The organism is Aminobacter ciceronei (assembly GCF_014138625.1).
GTDB lineage: Bacteria > Pseudomonadota > Alphaproteobacteria > Rhizobiales > Rhizobiaceae > Aminobacter > Aminobacter ciceronei.
Genome location: NZ_JACJHY010000001.1, coordinates 44,191 through 61,374 on the forward strand (window position 1 = coordinate 44,191; position 17,184 = coordinate 61,374).

Annotated in this window: 12 protein-coding genes; 9 read left to right on the top strand and 3 right to left on the bottom strand. The window is 64.4% G+C overall.

Annotation, left to right across the window (positions count from 1 at the left end):
• The first annotated feature begins 285 nt into the window (after positions 1–285).
• The 9 genes from HNQ95_RS00185 to HNQ95_RS00225 all read left to right on the top strand — a co-directional run bounded on the left by HNQ95_RS00185 (position 286) and on the right by HNQ95_RS00225 (position 13,999).
• On the top strand, positions 286–5,721 hold the full coding sequence (locus HNQ95_RS00185; RefSeq protein WP_376769240.1) for an alpha-2-macroglobulin family protein: 5,436 nt from the start codon (positions 286–288) through the stop codon (positions 5,719–5,721).
• 165 nt (positions 5,722–5,886) lie between these two features.
• Positions 5,887–7,983 (top strand): penicillin-binding protein 1C, encoded by a 2,097-nt coding sequence (pbpC, locus tag HNQ95_RS00190; protein ID WP_182573213.1) that lies wholly within the window; start codon positions 5,887–5,889, stop codon positions 7,981–7,983.
• A gap of 131 nt (positions 7,984–8,114) precedes the next feature.
• Positions 8,115–8,846 (top strand): YadA C-terminal domain-containing protein, encoded by a 732-nt coding sequence (locus tag HNQ95_RS00195; protein WP_083948547.1) that lies wholly within the window; start codon positions 8,115–8,117, stop codon positions 8,844–8,846.
• A gap of 11 nt (positions 8,847–8,857) precedes the next feature.
• Positions 8,858–9,451, top strand: coding sequence for an invasion associated locus B family protein (locus HNQ95_RS00200; protein WP_182573214.1), 594 nt, complete (start codon positions 8,858–8,860; stop codon positions 9,449–9,451).
• A gap of 94 nt (positions 9,452–9,545) precedes the next feature.
• Positions 9,546–9,938 (top strand): DUF7674 family protein, encoded by a 393-nt coding sequence (locus HNQ95_RS00205; protein ID WP_067960224.1) that lies wholly within the window; start codon positions 9,546–9,548, stop codon positions 9,936–9,938.
• A 218-nt stretch (positions 9,939–10,156) separates the two neighbouring features.
• Positions 10,157–11,185 (top strand): sulfate ABC transporter substrate-binding protein, encoded by a 1,029-nt coding sequence (locus HNQ95_RS00210; RefSeq protein ID WP_067960220.1) that lies wholly within the window; start codon positions 10,157–10,159, stop codon positions 11,183–11,185.
• Between the two features lie 22 nt (positions 11,186–11,207).
• Entirely contained in the window at positions 11,208–12,059 is an 852-nt protein-coding gene (gene cysT / locus HNQ95_RS00215; protein WP_067960215.1) for a sulfate ABC transporter permease subunit CysT, read from the top strand.
• Positions 12,052–12,936, top strand: coding sequence for a sulfate ABC transporter permease subunit CysW (gene cysW / locus HNQ95_RS00220; RefSeq protein WP_067960211.1), 885 nt, complete (start codon positions 12,052–12,054; stop codon positions 12,934–12,936). The genes cysT and cysW overlap by 8 nt, the downstream gene beginning before the upstream one ends.
• A 13-nt stretch (positions 12,937–12,949) precedes the next feature.
• Positions 12,950–13,999, top strand: a complete 1,050-nt coding sequence (locus HNQ95_RS00225; protein WP_182573215.1) for a sulfate/molybdate ABC transporter ATP-binding protein — start codon at positions 12,950–12,952, stop codon at positions 13,997–13,999.
• Between the two features lie 147 nt (positions 14,000–14,146).
• Here the strand turns inward: HNQ95_RS00225 and HNQ95_RS00230 are convergent, their stop codons facing one another.
• The 3 genes from HNQ95_RS00230 to HNQ95_RS00240 form a co-directional block, all read right to left on the bottom strand.
• Positions 14,147–14,560 (bottom strand): DUF1236 domain-containing protein, encoded by a 414-nt coding sequence (locus tag HNQ95_RS00230; protein WP_246719214.1) that lies wholly within the window; start codon positions 14,558–14,560, stop codon positions 14,147–14,149.
• Between the two features lie 350 nt (positions 14,561–14,910).
• The gene (locus tag HNQ95_RS00235) at positions 14,911–16,005 is read right to left on the bottom strand and encodes an amino acid ABC transporter permease (RefSeq protein WP_182573217.1); all 1,095 of its coding nucleotides are present in this window, start codon (positions 16,003–16,005) and stop codon (positions 14,911–14,913) included.
• A gap of 1 nt (position 16,006) precedes the next feature.
• Entirely contained in the window at positions 16,007–17,155 is a 1,149-nt protein-coding gene (locus HNQ95_RS00240; RefSeq protein WP_154386338.1) for an amino acid ABC transporter permease, read from the bottom strand.
• Positions 17,156–17,184 lie beyond the last annotated feature (29 nt).

A 17,184-nucleotide genomic window follows, 5' to 3' on the forward strand; every position in this document is an offset into this window, starting at 1 on the left:
TTCGTAAAGCAGCCACATTCGATATGTCAGAATTCATTGGGCAAATGAACGACAGCCGGGCCAGGGATTCGGGTGTTGTCATCGGAGCGAACCGCATGGGCGGGCAATACCATGCACGGCGTCCAAGACAAGTATCAACGTAGCAGGCGGTGCCTGCGTGGCTGCAGTATTGACTGGACTGTGGCAAGCTTAACATGTCGTCTAGAGCGACGATCAGGGTGGTGGAGGGAATTGGCGATGCGTGCGCTGCGGGCTTTTCCGGTATTCGTTCTTCTCGTTTTGGCCATGGCATTCGGGCTGGCCAACACATTCGAGGCTGCGGCGGTCGAAGCCCGGCGCGTCGTGACGACCGACAACTCCGACTATTTCGGTTTCGACCTGCGCTCGGAGCAAAATGTCAGCCTCGACCAGTGCCAGACCTCGTGCATGGGCGACCAGTCCTGCCGCGCTTTCACCTACAACACCAAGGCGAAATGGTGCTTCCTGAAATCCGACTTCGCCACGATCAAGTCGTTCACCGGCGCGGTTGCCGGCAAGGTCGTGCCGGTCAGTGGCGAGCCTGACATCGGCGCGCCGGCCGAACTTACGTTCTTCCCGGCGTCGATGGTGGACGAGGCGCGCCAGTATCGCAGTGCGCTGACCACCAATGCGACCGTCGATCCGGCGCTCGGCCTCGCCGCGCTGATCGATGCCGGCGAGCAGGCGCTCCTGGGCGGCGACGGCCGCACGGCGATGCAGAAGTTCCGCGCTGCAGCGATCATCCTGCCCGACGACGCCGCGATCTGGACGCGCCTCGCCCGCGCCACGCCGATGGTGTCGCCGATCAACGGCGAAGAGACCGCGTCGCTGCTGCGCGACACGACCTCGACCGCCTACAACGCCTATCTTTTGTCGCGCTCGGCGACCAACCGCGCCGAGACACTGGCGCTTTTGGCGCGCGGCCTCGACAAGCGCGACATGTTCCGACCCTCGCTACAGGCTTATGAAGCGAGTCTCGCACTCGACAATTCGGCCTCCATCCGCGCCGAATACGAAGACCTCAAGGCACGAAAAGGCTTCCGCGTCGTCGAGCACACCATCGACGCCGACACGACCTCGCCGCGCGTCTGCGCTCAGTTTTCCGAGGCGCTGGTCAAGACGGGCGTCGACTATGCCCCCTTCGTCACGATCGACGACCAGGCGCCGAAGAGCGTCGAGGCCAAGGACCAGCAGATCTGCGTCGAGGGTCTGCAGCACGGCCAGCACTACCGCGTGACCTTCCGCTCCGGCCTGCCGGCAGCGCTCGGCGAGGTGCTGGAAGCACCCGTCGTGCTCTCTGTCTATGTCCAGGATCGCGGCCAGTCGGCCCGCTTCACCGGCGACAGCTTCGTTTTGCCGTCGACCGCCCGCCGGGGCATCCCCGTCGTGACGGTCAACATGGAAGCTGCCGACATGAAGCTCTACCGCATCGGCGACCGCGCGCTGGCGCAGTTGCTTTCCGGCTATCAGTTCCTGCGCCAGCTCGACGGCTATGACCTGTCCTCGATCGCCGACCAGATGGGTGAGCCGGTGTGGGAAGGCCAGCTGGCGATCACAAACGAGCTCAACAAGGAAGTGACGACCTCCTTCCCAGTCGACGAGGCACTGCCCAACCGCAAACCCGGCGTCTATGTGCTGACCGCCCAGCCTGTCGACGACAAGAGCGACACCTGGGCGACCAAGGCGACGCAGTGGTTCGTTGTCTCCGACATCGGGCTTTCGACCCATACCGGCCAGGACGGGCTCAACGTCTTCGCCCGCTCGCTCGCCTCGGCCAAGCCTATCGCCGACGCGGAACTGACGCTGCTTGCCCGCAATAACGAAATCCTCGGCACCGGCAAGACCGACGCCGAGGGCCGCGCCACCTTCAATCCGGGCCTGACCCGCGGCAGTGGCGGCCTGGCGCCGGCTGTGCTGATGGCGAGGCAAGGCGACGCCGATTTCGTCTTCCTCGACATGACCCGCGCAGGCTTCGACCTGTCCGACCGTGGCGTCACCGGACGCGCCGCACCGGCTGCGCTCGACATTTATGCCTGGACCGAGCGCGGCATCTACCGCGTCGGCGAAACCGTCCATGCGGCAGCCCTTGCCCGCGATGATGCTGCCAATGGCGTCGACAACCTGCCGCTGACCTTCATCTTCACCCGCCCCGACGGCGTCGAGGACCGGCGCGTCGTCAGCCAGGGCGGCAATTCAGGCGGCCACAGCGTCGACCTGCCGCTGTCGTCAGCCGCCATGCGCGGCACCTGGACGTTTGCCATCTACACCGACCCGAAGCAGCCGGCGGTGTCGAGCCAGATGTTCCTGGTCGAGGATTTCGTACCCGACCGCATCGAGTTCACTCTAACTTCCGACCGTAACGAGATCGCCGCTGGCGAAACCGCCGAAGCCACCGTCGACGGCCGCTTCCTCTATGGCGCACCCGCTGCGGGCCTGGCACTCGAAGGCGAGCTGACACTGTCGACCAAGCGCCAGTGGGACAGCTTCAAGGGCTACTATTTCGGCCTCGCCGACGAGCAGGAAGGCGAAGCTACACGTATTCCGCTGGCCGACCTGCCTGTCGTCGGCGATGACGGCAAAGCGACCTTCCCCATCTCCGTCGACCAACTGCCGTCGACGACGCGCCTGATCAATGCAGCACTCAGCGTGCGCATGCGCGAGACGGGCGGACGCGCTTTCGAGGAAAAGCTCGACATCGGCATCCGTCCGCAGGCAACGATGATCGGCATCCGGCCCGACTTCTCAGGCGAGGAAGTGCCGCAGGGTGGCACCGCCAAGTTCAGCCTGATCGCCGCCGAACCCGGCGGCAAGCGCACCGAGCTCAAGGGCGCGCAGTGGTCGCTGGTCAAGGTCGAGCGGAACTACCAGTGGTACCGCTCCGGCAATTCGTGGAATTACGAGCCGGTGACCTTCACCAAGTCGGTGGCATCAGGCCAGGTCGATCTCACCGCTGGCGCCGAAGCAACCGTTTCGCTGCCCGTAGACTGGGGCCGCTACCGCCTCGAAGTCGAGACGGCCGATCCGGCCGGCCCGGCGACAAGCTATGAGTTCGACGCCGGCTGGTATGTCTCGGCGACCTCGACCGAGACGCCCGACGGCCTCGAGGTCGCACTCGACAAAGAAAAGTACGTGGCTGGTGAAGTCGCCAAGCTGCAGGTTTCGCCGCGCTTTGCCGGCGAGCTCCTGGTGACCATCGGCGCCGAAAAGCTGCTCAAGACCGTGACCGCCTCGATCCCGGCGGAAGGCGGTACCGTCGACATCCCTGTCGGCGAGGACTGGGGCGCAGGCGCCTATGTGACCGCAACGCTCTACCGGCCCGGCGACGCGCAGGAATCGCGCATGCCGGCCCGTGCCATCGGCCTGAAGTGGCTGGCGGTTGATCCTGCCGACAAGAAACTCAACGTTACACTTGCGCTGCCCGAGAAGACCGAACCGCGCAAGGCGCTGTCGATCCCGGTTTCGGTGACCGGCGCCGCAGCAGGCGAAAAGGCCTATGTCACGGTCGCGGCCGTCGATGTCGGCATCCTCAACCTGACCAACTACAAGGCGCCGGACCCGGAAGGCTGGTACTTCGGCCAGCGCATGCTGGGGCTTGAACTGCGTGACCTCTATGGCCGCCTGATCGACGGCTCGCTAGGTGCCATGGGCAAGCTGCGCACCGGCGGCGACGGTGCGGCACTGACCTCGCAAGGTAGCCCCCCCAAGGAAAAGCTCGTCGCCTTCTTCTCAGGTATCGTCGAGCTCGACGCCGACGGCAAGACGACGGTCGATTTCGACATTCCGCAGTTCAACGGCACGGTGCGCGTGATGAGCGTGGCCTGGACCAGAACTGCTGTCGGCCACGCCACCGGCGACGTCATCGTGCGCGATCCGATCGTGCTGACGGCGGGCATGCCACGCTTCATGGCACCGGGCGACTTCGCCGAAATGACGCTCGACATCGCCAACACCGACGCGCCGGCGGGCGATTACAGCCTGTCGGTCGCAACGACTGGTGATCTTGCGACCGGCGACGCCGCCCTGCCCGAGAAGCTGACGCTCGAACCAGGCAAGCGCCAGACGATCAGGATCCCGCTGATGCCTGTCACCGCCGGCACCGCCGGGCTGACCGTCAAGCTTGCCAATGGCGACGGCCTCGAGGTCGAGCAGGAGCTGTCGCTGCCGGTGCGCCCGGGCCAGCTGCCGGTGACCACTCGTATGGTCGTCGACCTCAAGCCCGCCACCTCACTGCGCGTCGACAAGGAACTGCTGGCGGCGAGCCTGCTCGACGACGCCCATGTCAGCGTCGGTGTGTCTCTGGCCTCTGCCTTCGACGTACCGTCGCTTTTGATGACGCTCGACCGCTACCCCTATGGTTGCGCCGAGCAGACGACGAGCCGGGCGCTGCCCCTGCTCTATGTCAGCGAGCTCAGCGCCGAAAACGGCATGGCCGAAGACCCCGAGCTGCGCGAGCGCATCCAGGGCGCGGTCTACCGCGTGCTCAACTACCAGTCCTCGTCGGGCAGCTTCGGCCTGTGGGGGCCGGGTTCGGGCGATCTGTGGCTCGACGCCTATGTCACCGACTTCCTGACCCGGGCACGCGAGAAGAATTTCGACGTGCCGCAGCAGGCGATGATGCAGGCGCTCAACAACCTGCAGAACGCGATCGGCTATGACGTCGACGTCGAGGACCGCGGCTCCGAGATCGCCTATGCGCTCTATGTGCTGGCGCGAAACAAGAAAGCCTCGGTCGGCGATTTGCGCTACTTCGCCGACACCAAGCTGGAGGCCTTCTCCAGCGCGATGGCAGTGGCCCAGCTCGGCGCGAGCCTCGCGCTCTACGGCGATGCCCAGCGTTCGGAAAGCCTGTTTGGCGCTGCGCTGCAGATCGCCAGGACGACCACCGAACACGACTGGTACCGCTCCGACTATGGCTCACGCCTGCGCGACGGCGCCGCCATGCTGGCGTTGGCCGCCGAAAGCAAGCCGTTGCCTTCGGTGGTGCCGGCACTGGTCCAGATGGTGGCGGCGGATCGTGCCGCGGCACGCTGGACCAGCACCCAGGATGATGCCTGGATGCTGCTTGCGGCACGCGCGCTGAAAGCCGGCAACGAGGCGATCTCGATCGACGTCAACGGCACGGCCCATAACGGCGCCTATTCCGAGCGCGTCGACGGGGCCGAGCTTCTGACCAACCCGATCGTCATCGCCAACACCGGCAAGGACGCATTGCAGGCCGTGGTGACGACGGTCGCCGCACCAGCCCAGCCGCTGCCCGCCGGCGGCGACGGCTTCACCATCGAGCGCACCTACTACCGGCTCGACGGCAGCGAGGCCAACGTCACCGAGGTCAAGCAGAACGAGCGCTTCGTCGTCGTGCTCAAGATCAACGAGCTCAACGACTGGCCCTCGCGCGTGGTGGTGGCCGACATGCTGCCGGCAGGCTTCGAGATCGACAATCCGGGGCTGGTCAACAGCGCCAACCTGTCGAACTTCTCCTGGCTGGAACAGACGGAAGCCGCCCATCTCGAATTCCGCAACGATCGCTTCGTCGCCGCCATGAACAGCGGCGAAGGCTCGGACCAGGAATTCACGCTGGCCTATGTCGTGCGCGCCGTGACGCCCGGCACCTATGCCCATCCGGCGGCCAATGTCGAGGACATGTACCGGCCGCAATATTCGGCACGAACGGCGACCGGCATGATGGAGGTGAAGGCAGAATAGCATGCCTGCTTTCAGCCCAGCAGCGACTTCTGCGGAGGGACCGCCCCACATCCGCCTGCCGACACCGGCTCCCCGTCATGACGGGGAGAAGGAAGACGGTCGCGACGTCGACGCCCCCCTCTCCCCGTTGTTCACGGCGAGAGGGTAAGGGTGAGGGGCAGAGCCATGCTCTCCGCAAGGACCACGCGCAGGATCGCTCTCTCGGCAATAGGCGCTGCCAGCCTGGCCGCCCTCGCCTTTGGCGGCCTGTTCGCGCTCGACCGCACCTTTCCGCCGCCCTTGCCCGAAAAACTGACTGTCTCGGCCGAAGTGCTCGACCGCGACGGGCAACTGCTACGCGCCTATGCGACACCGTCGGGTCACTGGAGGCTTGGCACGGACCTCGACCAGGTCGACCCGCAGTTGCTGAAGATGCTTGTCGCCTATGAGGACAAGCGCTTCTGGGACCATGAGGGCATAGACGTGCTAGCGCTCGGGCGCGCCGCGTGGCAGTTCCTGAGCAACGGCCGCATTGTCTCCGGTGGTTCGACGCTGTCGATGCAACTGGCACGCCTGATCGAGCCGCGCGAAAGCCGCAGCCTCAGTTCCAAGCTCAAGCAATTGGCCCGCGCCGTCCAGATCGAGCGGCGGCTGCCCAAGGAAGAAATCCTCGAGCGCTACCTGACGCTGGCGCCTTATGGCGGCAATCTCGAAGGCGTGCGTGCGGCGGCGCTCGCCTATTTCGGCAAGGTGCCGAAGCGGCTGACAGTTTCCGAAGCAGCCCTTCTTGTCGCCCTGCCACAATTGCCCGAGCGCCGCCGGCCCGACCGCAACCCCGCAAATGCCCGAGCCGCGCGCGATCGCGTGCTCGACCGCATGGTGTCGGCAGGCCTGCTCGGCGAGACCGAGGCGGCGCGGGCATCCTTGGAGGCAGTCGCCGCCACCCGGCTTGCCTTGCCGCAGCTTGCGCCGCACGCCTCGGACACGGCACTTCGCAGCCAGCCAGGCCTCATCAGTCATCGCCTGACCTTGCGCAGAGACGTGCAGCAAGGGCTGGAGGTCGTGGCGCGCGAGGCCGCGACCCGGCTCGGCCCGAAAATCTCGGTCGCCATGGTTCTGGCCGACGCGATGACGGGCGAAATCCTCGGCGAGGTCGGCTCGGCCAACTTCTTCGACGCCTCGCGCTCTGGCTGGATCGACATGACGCGCACCGTGCGCTCGCCCGGCTCGACGCTGAAGCCCTTCATCTACGGCCTTGCTTTCGAACAGGGGCTGGTGGCTCAGGAGACGATGATCGAGGACCGGCCGGCCGATTTCGGCGGCTACCGGCCCAAGAATTTCGACATGAGCTACCAGGGTGACGTGTCGGTGCGCCAGGCACTGCAACTGTCGCTCAATGTGCCGGCGATACGGCTGCTCGACGCGGTCGGGCCACAGCGGCTGACGGCGCGCTTCCGCCAGGCCGGTGTCACCCCGCAAATGCCGCCGAATGAGGTGCCCGGCCTCGCCATCGGCCTCGGCGGCGTCGGTGTGACGCTCCGCGACCTCGTCCAGCTCTACACCGGGCTCGCCAATGGCGGCCGCGCCAAGATGTTGCGCGACGGAGCGGAGGCGGCCGTCCCTGCCCCGCTTGCCAATGGCACCATCCTGGAGGAGCAGGCCACCTGGCAGATCGCCGACATCCTTGCAGGCGTCAAGCCGCCCGAGGGCGCCGCAAAACGCACAATCGCCTACAAGACCGGCACCTCCTACGGCTACCGCGACGCCTGGTCGATCGGCTACGACGGTCGCTACGTTCTCGGCGTTTGGGCCGGCCGTCCCGACGCTGGTGCGGTGCCCGGACTGTCGGGCTACGTCTCGGCCGCCCCCATCCTGTTCGAGGGCTTTGCCCGTTCCAGCCTGCCATCGATGCCTTTGCCACGTCCGCCGGCCGGCACCCTGCGCACCGCACGCGCCGACCTGCCGGTGACGCTGGAGCGTTTCTCGACCGCCACCGAACTGCCGGTCGTCGCAGCCGTCATTACCGAACCGGCTCCGCAGATCGTCTTTCCGCCCGACGGCGCCCGCGTCGAACTGGGTGCCGCGACGTCAGCCGCCTCGCCGCTGGTGCTCAAGTTGCAAGGCGGCCGCGCGCCATTCCGCTGGCTCGCCAACGGCAAGCCGCTTGCCGCCCTCGCCCGCCGCCGCGAGGCGACCTGGCAGCCCGACGGCACCGGCTATTCGACGCTGACCGTCATCGACGCGGCAGGCCGCGCGGCGAGTGTCAGGGTGTTCGTGGAGTAGGCGCCGACTTTTTTGTTTGTGTGCAAATTGTCACAACCCACAACCGAGCAAGTTGATCACCCGTTCGGTTGTTGACTCGTCCATTAGCCTGCCAGCATAAACCACCTGTTAAGTTTCAGGGTTGGGGAACCATGGGTAGGGCAAAAGTACTGAAGGTCGCATTCGGCGCGGCCGCGGCGTTTATGGCGTCGCAGATCCACGCAAATGCGGATCAGGTGATTGCGGACGATCTCATCGTCCAGGGCAGCACCTGCGTCGGGTTCGATTGCGTCAACAACGAGAACTTCGGTTTCGACACCATCATCCTGAAGGAAAACAACACCCGTATCTTCTTCAACGACACCAGCACCTCGGCCGGCTTTCCGGCGAATGACTGGGCGATCGAGATCAACGATTCGGCGTCGGGCGGCAGGTCGCATTTTTCGATCGTTGACCGAACCGCGGGCCAGACCCTGCTTCGCCTCTGCGCGGTGGCCGACACCGATTGCACGCCGATCCTGCCCGGTGCGGGCCTGGACCCGCAGACCGCGATCAACACCGCCGACATCGCCACCAATACCGCCAACATCGCCTCAAACACGGCCCGCATCGGCTCGCTGGAACAGACCGTCGGCAACCTGCAGGAAGAAAACCAGACCAACAAGGAAGGCGTTGCCATGGCACTTGCCATGGGCGGCGGTGGGCTGGCTTCCGACGAGAACTACGCGCTGAACTTCAACTACGGCAATTTCGACGGCGCCAGCGCCGCCGCCATGTTCGGCAGCGCCCGCCTCGACGACCGCTGGTCGCTGAACGGCGGCATCGGCTACGGCTTCGGCAACCAGTCCGTCGGCGGACGTCTCGGCGTGCGCGTCGGCTGGTAGCTTTGTCTCGCATGCACTGGCGCACACTCACCTTGGCTTCGCTCGGCCTGTGCGCCATGCTGCCGGCGGCAGCACAGGAAAAGGCGGGGCCGGTTGCGGAGACGCCAGCGACAGCGGCACCTGCGCCGTCGGCTCCGGCCGGCAAGGCCGAGGACGTCAAGCCGAAGGCCGAGATCGTGACCGAGCCCAAGGCAGCATGGGACGTTTCGTGCAAGCCGGACGCCGCGGGCGTCAGGATGGCTTGCGTCATGTCGCAGGCGCTGACCCTCGCCGACACCAGCCGCCGCCTGCTGCGGGTCGAGATCGTGCCGCCGAAGACGATCGGCAACGACAACGCGCTGATCAAGCTCAGCCTGCCGCATGGAACCCTGCTCCAACCGGGTGCTGAAATTCGCGTCGATGGCGGCCAGAGCTTCCGCGTGCCGTTCCAGGTCAGCGACGCCGACGGCGTCTACACGACGCAGCCACTCGGCAGCGACCTGATCGCCACGATGAAGCGGGGCTCAAAGCTTTTCGTCACAGCAACTTTCTCGGACGGCAAGAGGCGAGAGATTCCGGCCTCGCTCGCAGGCTTCAGCCTCGCTTATGCGAAGATCGCGGAGTAGGAAGGCCGGAGCCCTGCCGCACCGGCTTCCATGGCTGTCATCGGAGCGCCGCAGGCCGGGCGGCGAGCGTCAGGGTCTTCGTGGAGCAGATGAAATGATCTCGCGGCAGGACATGTTCGACGTGCTTCTGGAAGTCGATCCGACATTCCAGCCGGTCTGGGACGCGTTTACAGACAAATGGCGCGACCAGATCGAACTGCCGCTTTACCTGGCCTTGGGAGACCTTGCCCGACATGTGATCGGCAAGCTGGAGGACGGCAAGGTCATCGAACTTCAGCAAATGTTCGCAGTCGTCGAGCGTTGGCTCGCCGATGGCGACGAGCTGGTATGGGAAGCCACGACGATCGGGCTTCTGGAAGACCTGCAAAACCCCTCCCTTCACAAGACCACATCTCCGGATCACCTGAAGCAGTGGCTGGGCCCGCTCGCCGCGACGCAATGGATCGAGGTTGAACGGTATTGGTCGCGGCAAATCACCAGGGCCTGACCGCCCTTGCCTCCCTCCTGAACTCCCCTACCTCTGATCGTTCGTGTCGAACGTTCCGATCGCCCCGGCGACGCAGGACTTCTTAAGCGAGCAAAAAAATATCCGACACGTCGGCAGGTCGCACGAAATTTGCCCATGCGGCGTGAAATTCGGAACATTCGCCGCAGCTAATTTCTACCAGTTCGATAGAATAGAACCATATTCGAACGGAGGCGGAAATGACGACTTCACGCAGAACCATTCTGCTCTCGGCCATGCTGGCCGGCGCAGTCCAGCTCGGCGGCCTGGGCCTTGCCCATGCCGACACAACGCTCCTCAACGTCTCCTACGACCCGACCCGCGAGCTCTACAAGGAGTACAACGAGGCCTTCGCCAAGCATTGGAAGGCGGAGAGCGGCGAGACGGTGACGATCCAGCAGTCGCATGGCGGCTCAGGCAAACAGGCCCGCGCTGTGATCGACGGCCTCGACGCCGATGTGGTGACGCTGGCGCTCGAAAGCGACATCAACGCCATCGTCGAGAAGTCAAAGAAGATCAACCCCGACTGGCGCTCGAAGCTGCCCAACAATGCCTCGCCTTACACCTCGACCATCATCTTCCTGGTGCGCAAGGGCAATCCCAAGGGCATCAACGACTGGGGCGACCTGATCAAGGACGGCGTCCAGGTGATCACCCCGAACCCGAAGACATCGGGTGGCGCACGCTGGAACTATCTCGCAGCCTGGGCCTGGGCCAACGGCCAGTTTGATGGCGACGAAGCCAAGATCAAGGAATTCGTCGGCAACCTCTACGCCCATGTGCCGATCCTCGACACCGGTGCCCGTGGCTCGACGGTGACTTTTGCCGAGCGTGAGCAGGGCGACGTGCTGCTCGCCTGGGAAAACGAGGCCTATCTCGCCCTAGACGAATTCGGCGCCGACAAGTTCGACATCGTCTTCCCGCCGCAGTCGATCCTGGCCGAGCCGCCGGTCGCCGTGGTCGACGCCAATGTCGACGCCAAGGGGACCCGAAAGGTCACTGAGGCTTATCTCAATTACCTCTATTCGGCAGAAGGCCAGATCATCGCCGCCAAGCATCACTACCGTCCGTCCAAGCCCGAGCTGGTGCCTGCGGCCGATCTGCAGAAGCAGCACGAGCTGAAACTGGTTTCTATCGATGACCCGATTTTCGGCGGATGGCAGAAAGCACAGCCCTATCACTTCGGAGATGGTGGTATATTCGACCAGATCTACAAGCCGGCCCAGTAAGCCAAGGTAAGACCAGGACGATATGACCACAGCACCCGCCAAGGCGGGGTGGCGGTTCAGACAGCCGAGCGTCATTCCGGGTTTCGGATTGACGCTCGGCTTCTCGCTTGCCTACCTCACGCTCATCATCCTCATCCCGCTCTCGGGACTCGTCTGGCGTTCGGCATCGCTGGGCTGGAGCGATTTCTGGGCCATCGCCACTGACCGCCGCACCGTCAAGGCGCTGGAGATCAGCTTCGGCACGGCCTTCATTGCAGCAAGCATCAACGTGGTGTTCGGCACCATCGTCGCGTGGGTGCTGGTGCGCTATCGCTTTCCCGGCCGCCGCGTCATCGACGCGATGGTCGACCTTCCCTTTGCGCTGCCGACCGCAGTGGCGGGTATCGCGCTGACGACGCTGTATTCACCCAAGGGCTGGATGGGCGCGCTGTTGGCGCCGCTCGGCATCAAGGTCGCCTACACCCCACTCGGCATCGTCATCGCACTCGTCTTCATTGGCTTGCCCTTCGTCGTGCGCACGGTGCAGCCGATCATCGAGGAGATCGACAAGGAGGTTGAGGAAGCCGCCGCCACCCTGGGTGCCAACCGCTTCCAGACCATCTTCCTGGTGCTGTTTCCGGGGCTGGCGCCCGCCGTTGTAACAGGCTTCGCGCTCGCCTTCGCACGCGGCGTCGGCGAATACGGCTCGGTCATCTTCATCGCCGGCAACCTGCCCTATATCTCGGAAATCGCGCCGCTTCTGATCGTCATCCGGCTCGAGGAATACGACTACGCGGCGGCCACAGCGATCGCCACGATCATGCTGGCGCTGTCGTTTGCGATGCTGCTCGTCATCAACCTCATCCAGTCGTGGACCCGCAAGCGTTATGGCTGATCCAGAGCTTTACCCCGCCGACATCCATCACGAGCACGCCTCGCTTGCCGTCACCGAACGCCCGCTGGCGCGCGCGGCCTTGATGCTGCTCGCCTTCGGCTTCCTCGCCATCTTCCTGCTTCTGCCGCTGGTGGTGGTGTTCGAGCAGGCGTTTTCACGCGGCATCGGCGCCTTCCTCGGCGCCATCAACGAGCATGACACGATTGCCGCGATCAAGCTGACACTTCTGGTTGCCGTCATTTCGGTGCCGCTCAACCTGGTGTTCGGCGTCGCCGCCGCCTGGGCGATCGCCAAGTTCGAGTTCAAGGGCAAGGCTTTCCTGATCACCCTGATCGACCTGCCCTTCTCGGTCTCGCCTGTCATTTCGGGCCTGGTCTATGTGCTGTTGTTCGGCGCATCGAGCCTGCTCGGGCCCTGGCTCAAGCTGCACGGCATCGTCATCCTGTTTGCCGTGCCGGGCATCGTGCTGGCGACTGTCTTTGTCACCTTCCCCTTCGTTGCCCGCGAATTGATCCCGCTGATGCAGGAACAAGGCACCGGCGACGAGGAGGCAGCCCTGTCGCTCGGCGCCAATGGCTGGCAGACCTTCTGGCATGTGACGCTGCCCAACATCAAATGGGGCCTGCTCTATGGTGTCTTGCTGTGCAACGCCCGTGCCATGGGCGAGTTCGGTGCGGTGTCGGTGGTCTCGGGCCACATCAGGGGCCTGACCAACACCATGCCGCTGCATGTCGAGATCCTTTACAACGAATACAATGCCGTCGGCGCCTTTGCCGTGGCGTCCGTGCTCGCCGGCCTCGCGCTTGTGACGCTTGTGCTCAAAACCCTTCTCGAGCTCCGCTACGGTGCCGAGATTGCCGCCACGCGCGGACACTGACAGAGGTCGATCGATGGAAGTTCGCGTTTCAAATGTGCGCAAGGAATTCGACCGGTTTCCGGCGCTGCGCGACGTCTCGCTCGACATCAGGTCGGGTGAGCTGATTGCGCTGCTTGGCCCCTCCGGTTCGGGCAAGACCACGCTTCTGCGCCTCATCGCCGGCCTCGAGCGGCCGACGCGCGGCACAATCTTCTTCGGCGACGAGGATGCCTCGAACCGAACGATCCAGGAGCGCAATGTCGGCTTCGTGTTCCAGCACTACGCCCTGTTCCGCCACATGACGGTGGCCGACAATATCGGCTTCGGCCTTAAGGTCAGACCCTCGGCCAAACGCCCGACCAGAGCGGAGATCCGCCGCCGCGCCTCGGAACTGCTCGATCTGGTGCAGCTCGGCGGGTTGGAAAAGCGCTACCCGGCCCAGCTTTCGGGCGGCCAGCGCCAGCGCGTCGCCCTTGCCCGCGCCATGGCGATCGAGCCCAAGGTGCTGTTGCTCGACGAGCCGTTCGGCGCGCTCGACGCCCAGGTCCGGCGCGAACTTCGGCGCTGGCTGCGCGAGATCCACGACGCCACCGGCCACACCACCATCTTCGTCACGCACGACCAGGAAGAGGCGCTCGAACTCGCCGACCGCGTTGTGGTGATGAGCCAGGGCCGCATCGAGCAGATCGGCACCGCCGACGAGGTCTACGACACGCCGAACTCGCCCTTCGTCTACGGCTTCATCGGCGAGTCGAGTTCGCTGCCGGTCAAGGTCGAGGACGGCCAGGTGTGGATTTCGGACCGCCCGATCGGGCTGGCGACGCCCGAGCTCGCCGATGGCGAGGCCATCCTCTATTTCCGCCCGCACGACATCGAGCTGCTGGAGGAGTGCAATGGCTGCATCGCCGGCACGGTGGCAGCCAGCCGGCGCGTCGCCGGCACCCGACGAGTCGAACTCGAAATCGGCGGCAGCCGCGAGCGCATCGAGATCGAGCTGCCGGTCGGGCACCCTGCGGCACAGAAGAGCCGCGTGGCGTTCAGGCCGAAGCGCTGGAAGGTGTTTCCCAAGGCCGTCGAGGGTTGAGCAACGGGCTGCTGTCCCTGGCCCTGCCTTCATAGGTCTCACCCGCAGGGTAATGAAATACGAGGTGTCACCGCCCGGCGGCGACACCTCGGTGATCACAAGATAGGGAGAACTGAAATCGCCCGACCAACTTGTGCATCAAGGCCGTCAGTCCATGATGTAGACGACCTTGCGCGTCTGCGGATCGATGAGAACAGTACGGCCGTCCATCACGACATACTGATACTTGTTGTCGGCAAGTGCGCCTGGCTTCAGAATGTCCGGAATGATCGCACCAACGACCAGTTCGAAGTTGGACGGACGTTCAACGATCACTGGATTGGTCTTCACATACTCGCGGACGATCACTTGTTCTTCGGGAGTAATGACAACAGTCTGGGCAGCGGCGAACGCGGTGCTGGCGAGCAGCATGGTTACAGCAAGTGTGCTTCGGAAAGTCATACCACTATCCTCCTCGGTTGATGGATTAACAACCGGTGGGGAGCGAAACGGTTCCGTGATTTGTGCGGCGACGCCGCCGCAGCTTGGATGAGTTGGCGGGCGTCGGGCGTGATTGGACATTCGAAAAGCTGGTATCAGGTCTGAAAGATCGGCGCCGTGATGCAGGGCATGGCAACCGTGTCGTCGTCAGCACCTCTGAAAGCGCATCACGATTGATCTCGAAGGCTGTCGCGAGTTGCTCGATCTCGCCGTAGATCGGGTGATAGCTGTAGTCCCGCTCGTCATAGAAGCTCTGTGTCCAATCCGTGCAGCGTCTCGATGACGTTGTTGATGCGCCCGCGCCATTGTTCGTTGTCCATGATCCCACCGGCAGTCAGCAGTTGGTTGCCGACCACTTTGGGCAAAGCTTGTCGAAGCCACAATATTCCTGCCGGGACGACTTCACGCTGTCCCGGTGTATTCGCAGGCTTTTACCGATACGACGTGTTGAAATGCCGCTCGAGGAACCGGCTGTAAACTCCCATCAGCGCGCTGAACAGAAAATAGACCGCTGCGGCAAAGACATACCCCTCAAGCACGGCGATGCCTTGCCAGTCGGGGTCGCGGAGCGCGGTGCGAACTGTGTCGAGGAAGTCGAGCAGGCCGATGATGGTGACCAGCGTGGTGTCCTGGAAGAAGGCGATGAACAGGCTGACCAGCGCCGGGATGACCTTCTTCAGCGCCTGCGGCAATATGATCTTGAACATCACCTGCCAGTAATGCAGCCCAAGCGCGCGGCCGGCTTCGAACTGGCCCGATGGCACGTCCTGCAGGCCGCCGCGCACGATCTCGGCGATGTAGGCGGCGGCAAACAGGATGATCGCCACCTGCGCGCGCAACAGCTTGTCGATGGTGACGCCGTCGGGCATGAACAGCGGCAGCATGACGGCGGCCATGAACAGGATGCTGATCAGCGGCACGCCGCGCACAAGCTCGATGAAACCTATGCCAAGCACGCGGATGGCCGGCAGATGTGAGGCGCGCGCCAGCGCGAGGCCGATGCCGAGCGGAAGCGCGAAGGCAAGACCGACGAAAGACAGCATGAAGGACAGCGGCAGGCCGCCCCATTTCGAGGTTGGCACCGCTGTAAGGCCTAAGATGCCGCCGGCCATCAGCACATAGAGACCGGGCAGGATGACGACCGCCCAGGCGATCAGCAGGCCCCTGCCCCAGACGCGCGGCACCATCGATACCCCGCAGGCGCCGAGGAACAGGACAAGTGCCACCAGCGGGCGCCATTGCTCCTCGAACGGGTAGAAGCCGAACAGCATGTAGCGCAGCTTGTCGGTGAGGAACGGCCAGCATGCGCCGGAGCTTTGCTTGCAGGCGTCCGAGCCACCGTCGAAGACGGCGTTCAAAAACAGCCAGCCAAATGCCGCCTTGGCAAGCAGCAGGATGAGCGCGCCGCAGACGAGCGTGACGAGCGCATTGCCCGGCGTACCTAAATAGGCGCTGCGCCACTCGGAGCGCCGCGCAGGGCGGGCGACGGCTTCCATGGCTGCGGGAATGACCTGGGTGTCGCTCATGTCAGCGCGCCTTCAGCGCGACACGCGCATTGTACCAGTTCATGAACAGCGAGATCGCCACCGACAGGCCGAGATAGATGCCCATGAAAATGGCGATGGTCTCCATCGCCTGGCCGGTCTGGTTCATGATGGTGTTGGAGACCATGACGAGGTCGGGATAGCCGATGGCGATCGCCAGCGAGCTGTTCTTGAAAACGGTGAGATAGGTGTTGGTCAAAGGCGGGATGATGACCCTGAGCGCCTGCGGCAGCACGACGAGGCGGAGCGTGCGCGAGCGCGGCAGGCCGAGCGCCTGGGCGGCTTCCCACTGGCCCTTGCTGACCGCCTGGATGCCCGCACGCACGATCTCGGCGACGCTGGCAGAAAGGTTGAGCATCAGGCCAATGAGCAGTGCCACGAACTCCGGACGGATCTGCAGCCCACCGGTGAGGCGGAAGCGCCCGGCTTCGGGTGCGCTCCAGCTCAGCGAGATCGCACCGCTGGCCCAGACGGCGAGCACCGGCAGCACGAGCAGGACGAGCGCAAAAATCCAGCCGGCATTGGCCTTGCCGCTTTGGATGCGCCGGCGCTGGCTGACAGCGCGCACGACGAGTGCCGCAACGACGCCGAACGCCAGCGCCGCGAAGGTCAGCCCGAAACCGCTCTGCCATTCGACCGCAGGCATGGCGAGGCCGCTGTTGGAGAGGAAGAAGCCGGGAAACAGCTGGATCGCCTGGCGTACCGGCGGGAACACCAGGATGATCAGGAAATACCACAGGAACAGATAGAGCAGCAGCGGCACGTTGCGCAGCAGTTCGACATAGGCAAGCATCAGCCGGCTGAGCAGCGGGTTCGTCGACATGCGTCCGATGCCGACGAGCACGCCGATGAAGGTGCCGAACAATGCCGCGAGGAGCGATACCTTGATGGTGTTGATCAGCCCGACGAGGATGGCGCGGGCCACTGTATCGGTCGGCCCGTAGGCGATCGAACTTTCGCTGATGGCGATGCCGGCCTGTCTGGAGAGGAAGTCGAAGCCGGTGGCGATGTCCTGCTTGGCCAGGTTCGCGCTCGCGGTCGCGTACATCGCCGAGGCGGCGAGCAGCACCAGCGAAATGGCCAGAAATTGGTAGAAGACCGCACGAAACCGCGCGTCGTTCAAAAACAGCATGGGCGCGCCGATGTCCGAAAGCCGATGTC

What these genes read in the sequence shown, in the direction of transcription:
- HNQ95_RS00230 (WP_246719214.1), bottom strand. Translation starts at nt 14,560, where the DNA reads ATGTCCAATCACGCCCGACGCCCGCCAACTCATCCAAGCTGCGGCGGC.
- pbpC (WP_182573213.1), top strand. Translation starts at nt 5,887, where the DNA reads ATGCTCTCCGCAAGGACCACGCGCAGGATCGCTCTCTCGGCAATAGGC.
- cysT (WP_067960215.1), top strand. Translation starts at nt 11,208, where the DNA reads ATGACCACAGCACCCGCCAAGGCGGGGTGGCGGTTCAGACAGCCGAGC.
- HNQ95_RS00200 (WP_182573214.1), top strand. Translation starts at nt 8,858, where the DNA reads ATGCACTGGCGCACACTCACCTTGGCTTCGCTCGGCCTGTGCGCCATG.
- HNQ95_RS00205 (WP_067960224.1), top strand. Translation starts at nt 9,546, where the DNA reads ATGATCTCGCGGCAGGACATGTTCGACGTGCTTCTGGAAGTCGATCCG.
- HNQ95_RS00195 (WP_083948547.1), top strand. Translation starts at nt 8,115, where the DNA reads ATGGGTAGGGCAAAAGTACTGAAGGTCGCATTCGGCGCGGCCGCGGCG.
- HNQ95_RS00240 (WP_154386338.1), bottom strand. Translation starts at nt 17,155, where the DNA reads ATGCTGTTTTTGAACGACGCGCGGTTTCGTGCGGTCTTCTACCAATTT.
- HNQ95_RS00235 (WP_182573217.1), bottom strand. Translation starts at nt 16,005, where the DNA reads ATGAGCGACACCCAGGTCATTCCCGCAGCCATGGAAGCCGTCGCCCGC.
- HNQ95_RS00225 (WP_182573215.1), top strand. Translation starts at nt 12,950, where the DNA reads ATGGAAGTTCGCGTTTCAAATGTGCGCAAGGAATTCGACCGGTTTCCG.
- HNQ95_RS00210 (WP_067960220.1), top strand. Translation starts at nt 10,157, where the DNA reads ATGACGACTTCACGCAGAACCATTCTGCTCTCGGCCATGCTGGCCGGC.
- cysW (WP_067960211.1), top strand. Translation starts at nt 12,052, where the DNA reads ATGGCTGATCCAGAGCTTTACCCCGCCGACATCCATCACGAGCACGCC.
- HNQ95_RS00185 (WP_376769240.1), top strand. Translation starts at nt 286, where the DNA reads ATGGCATTCGGGCTGGCCAACACATTCGAGGCTGCGGCGGTCGAAGCC.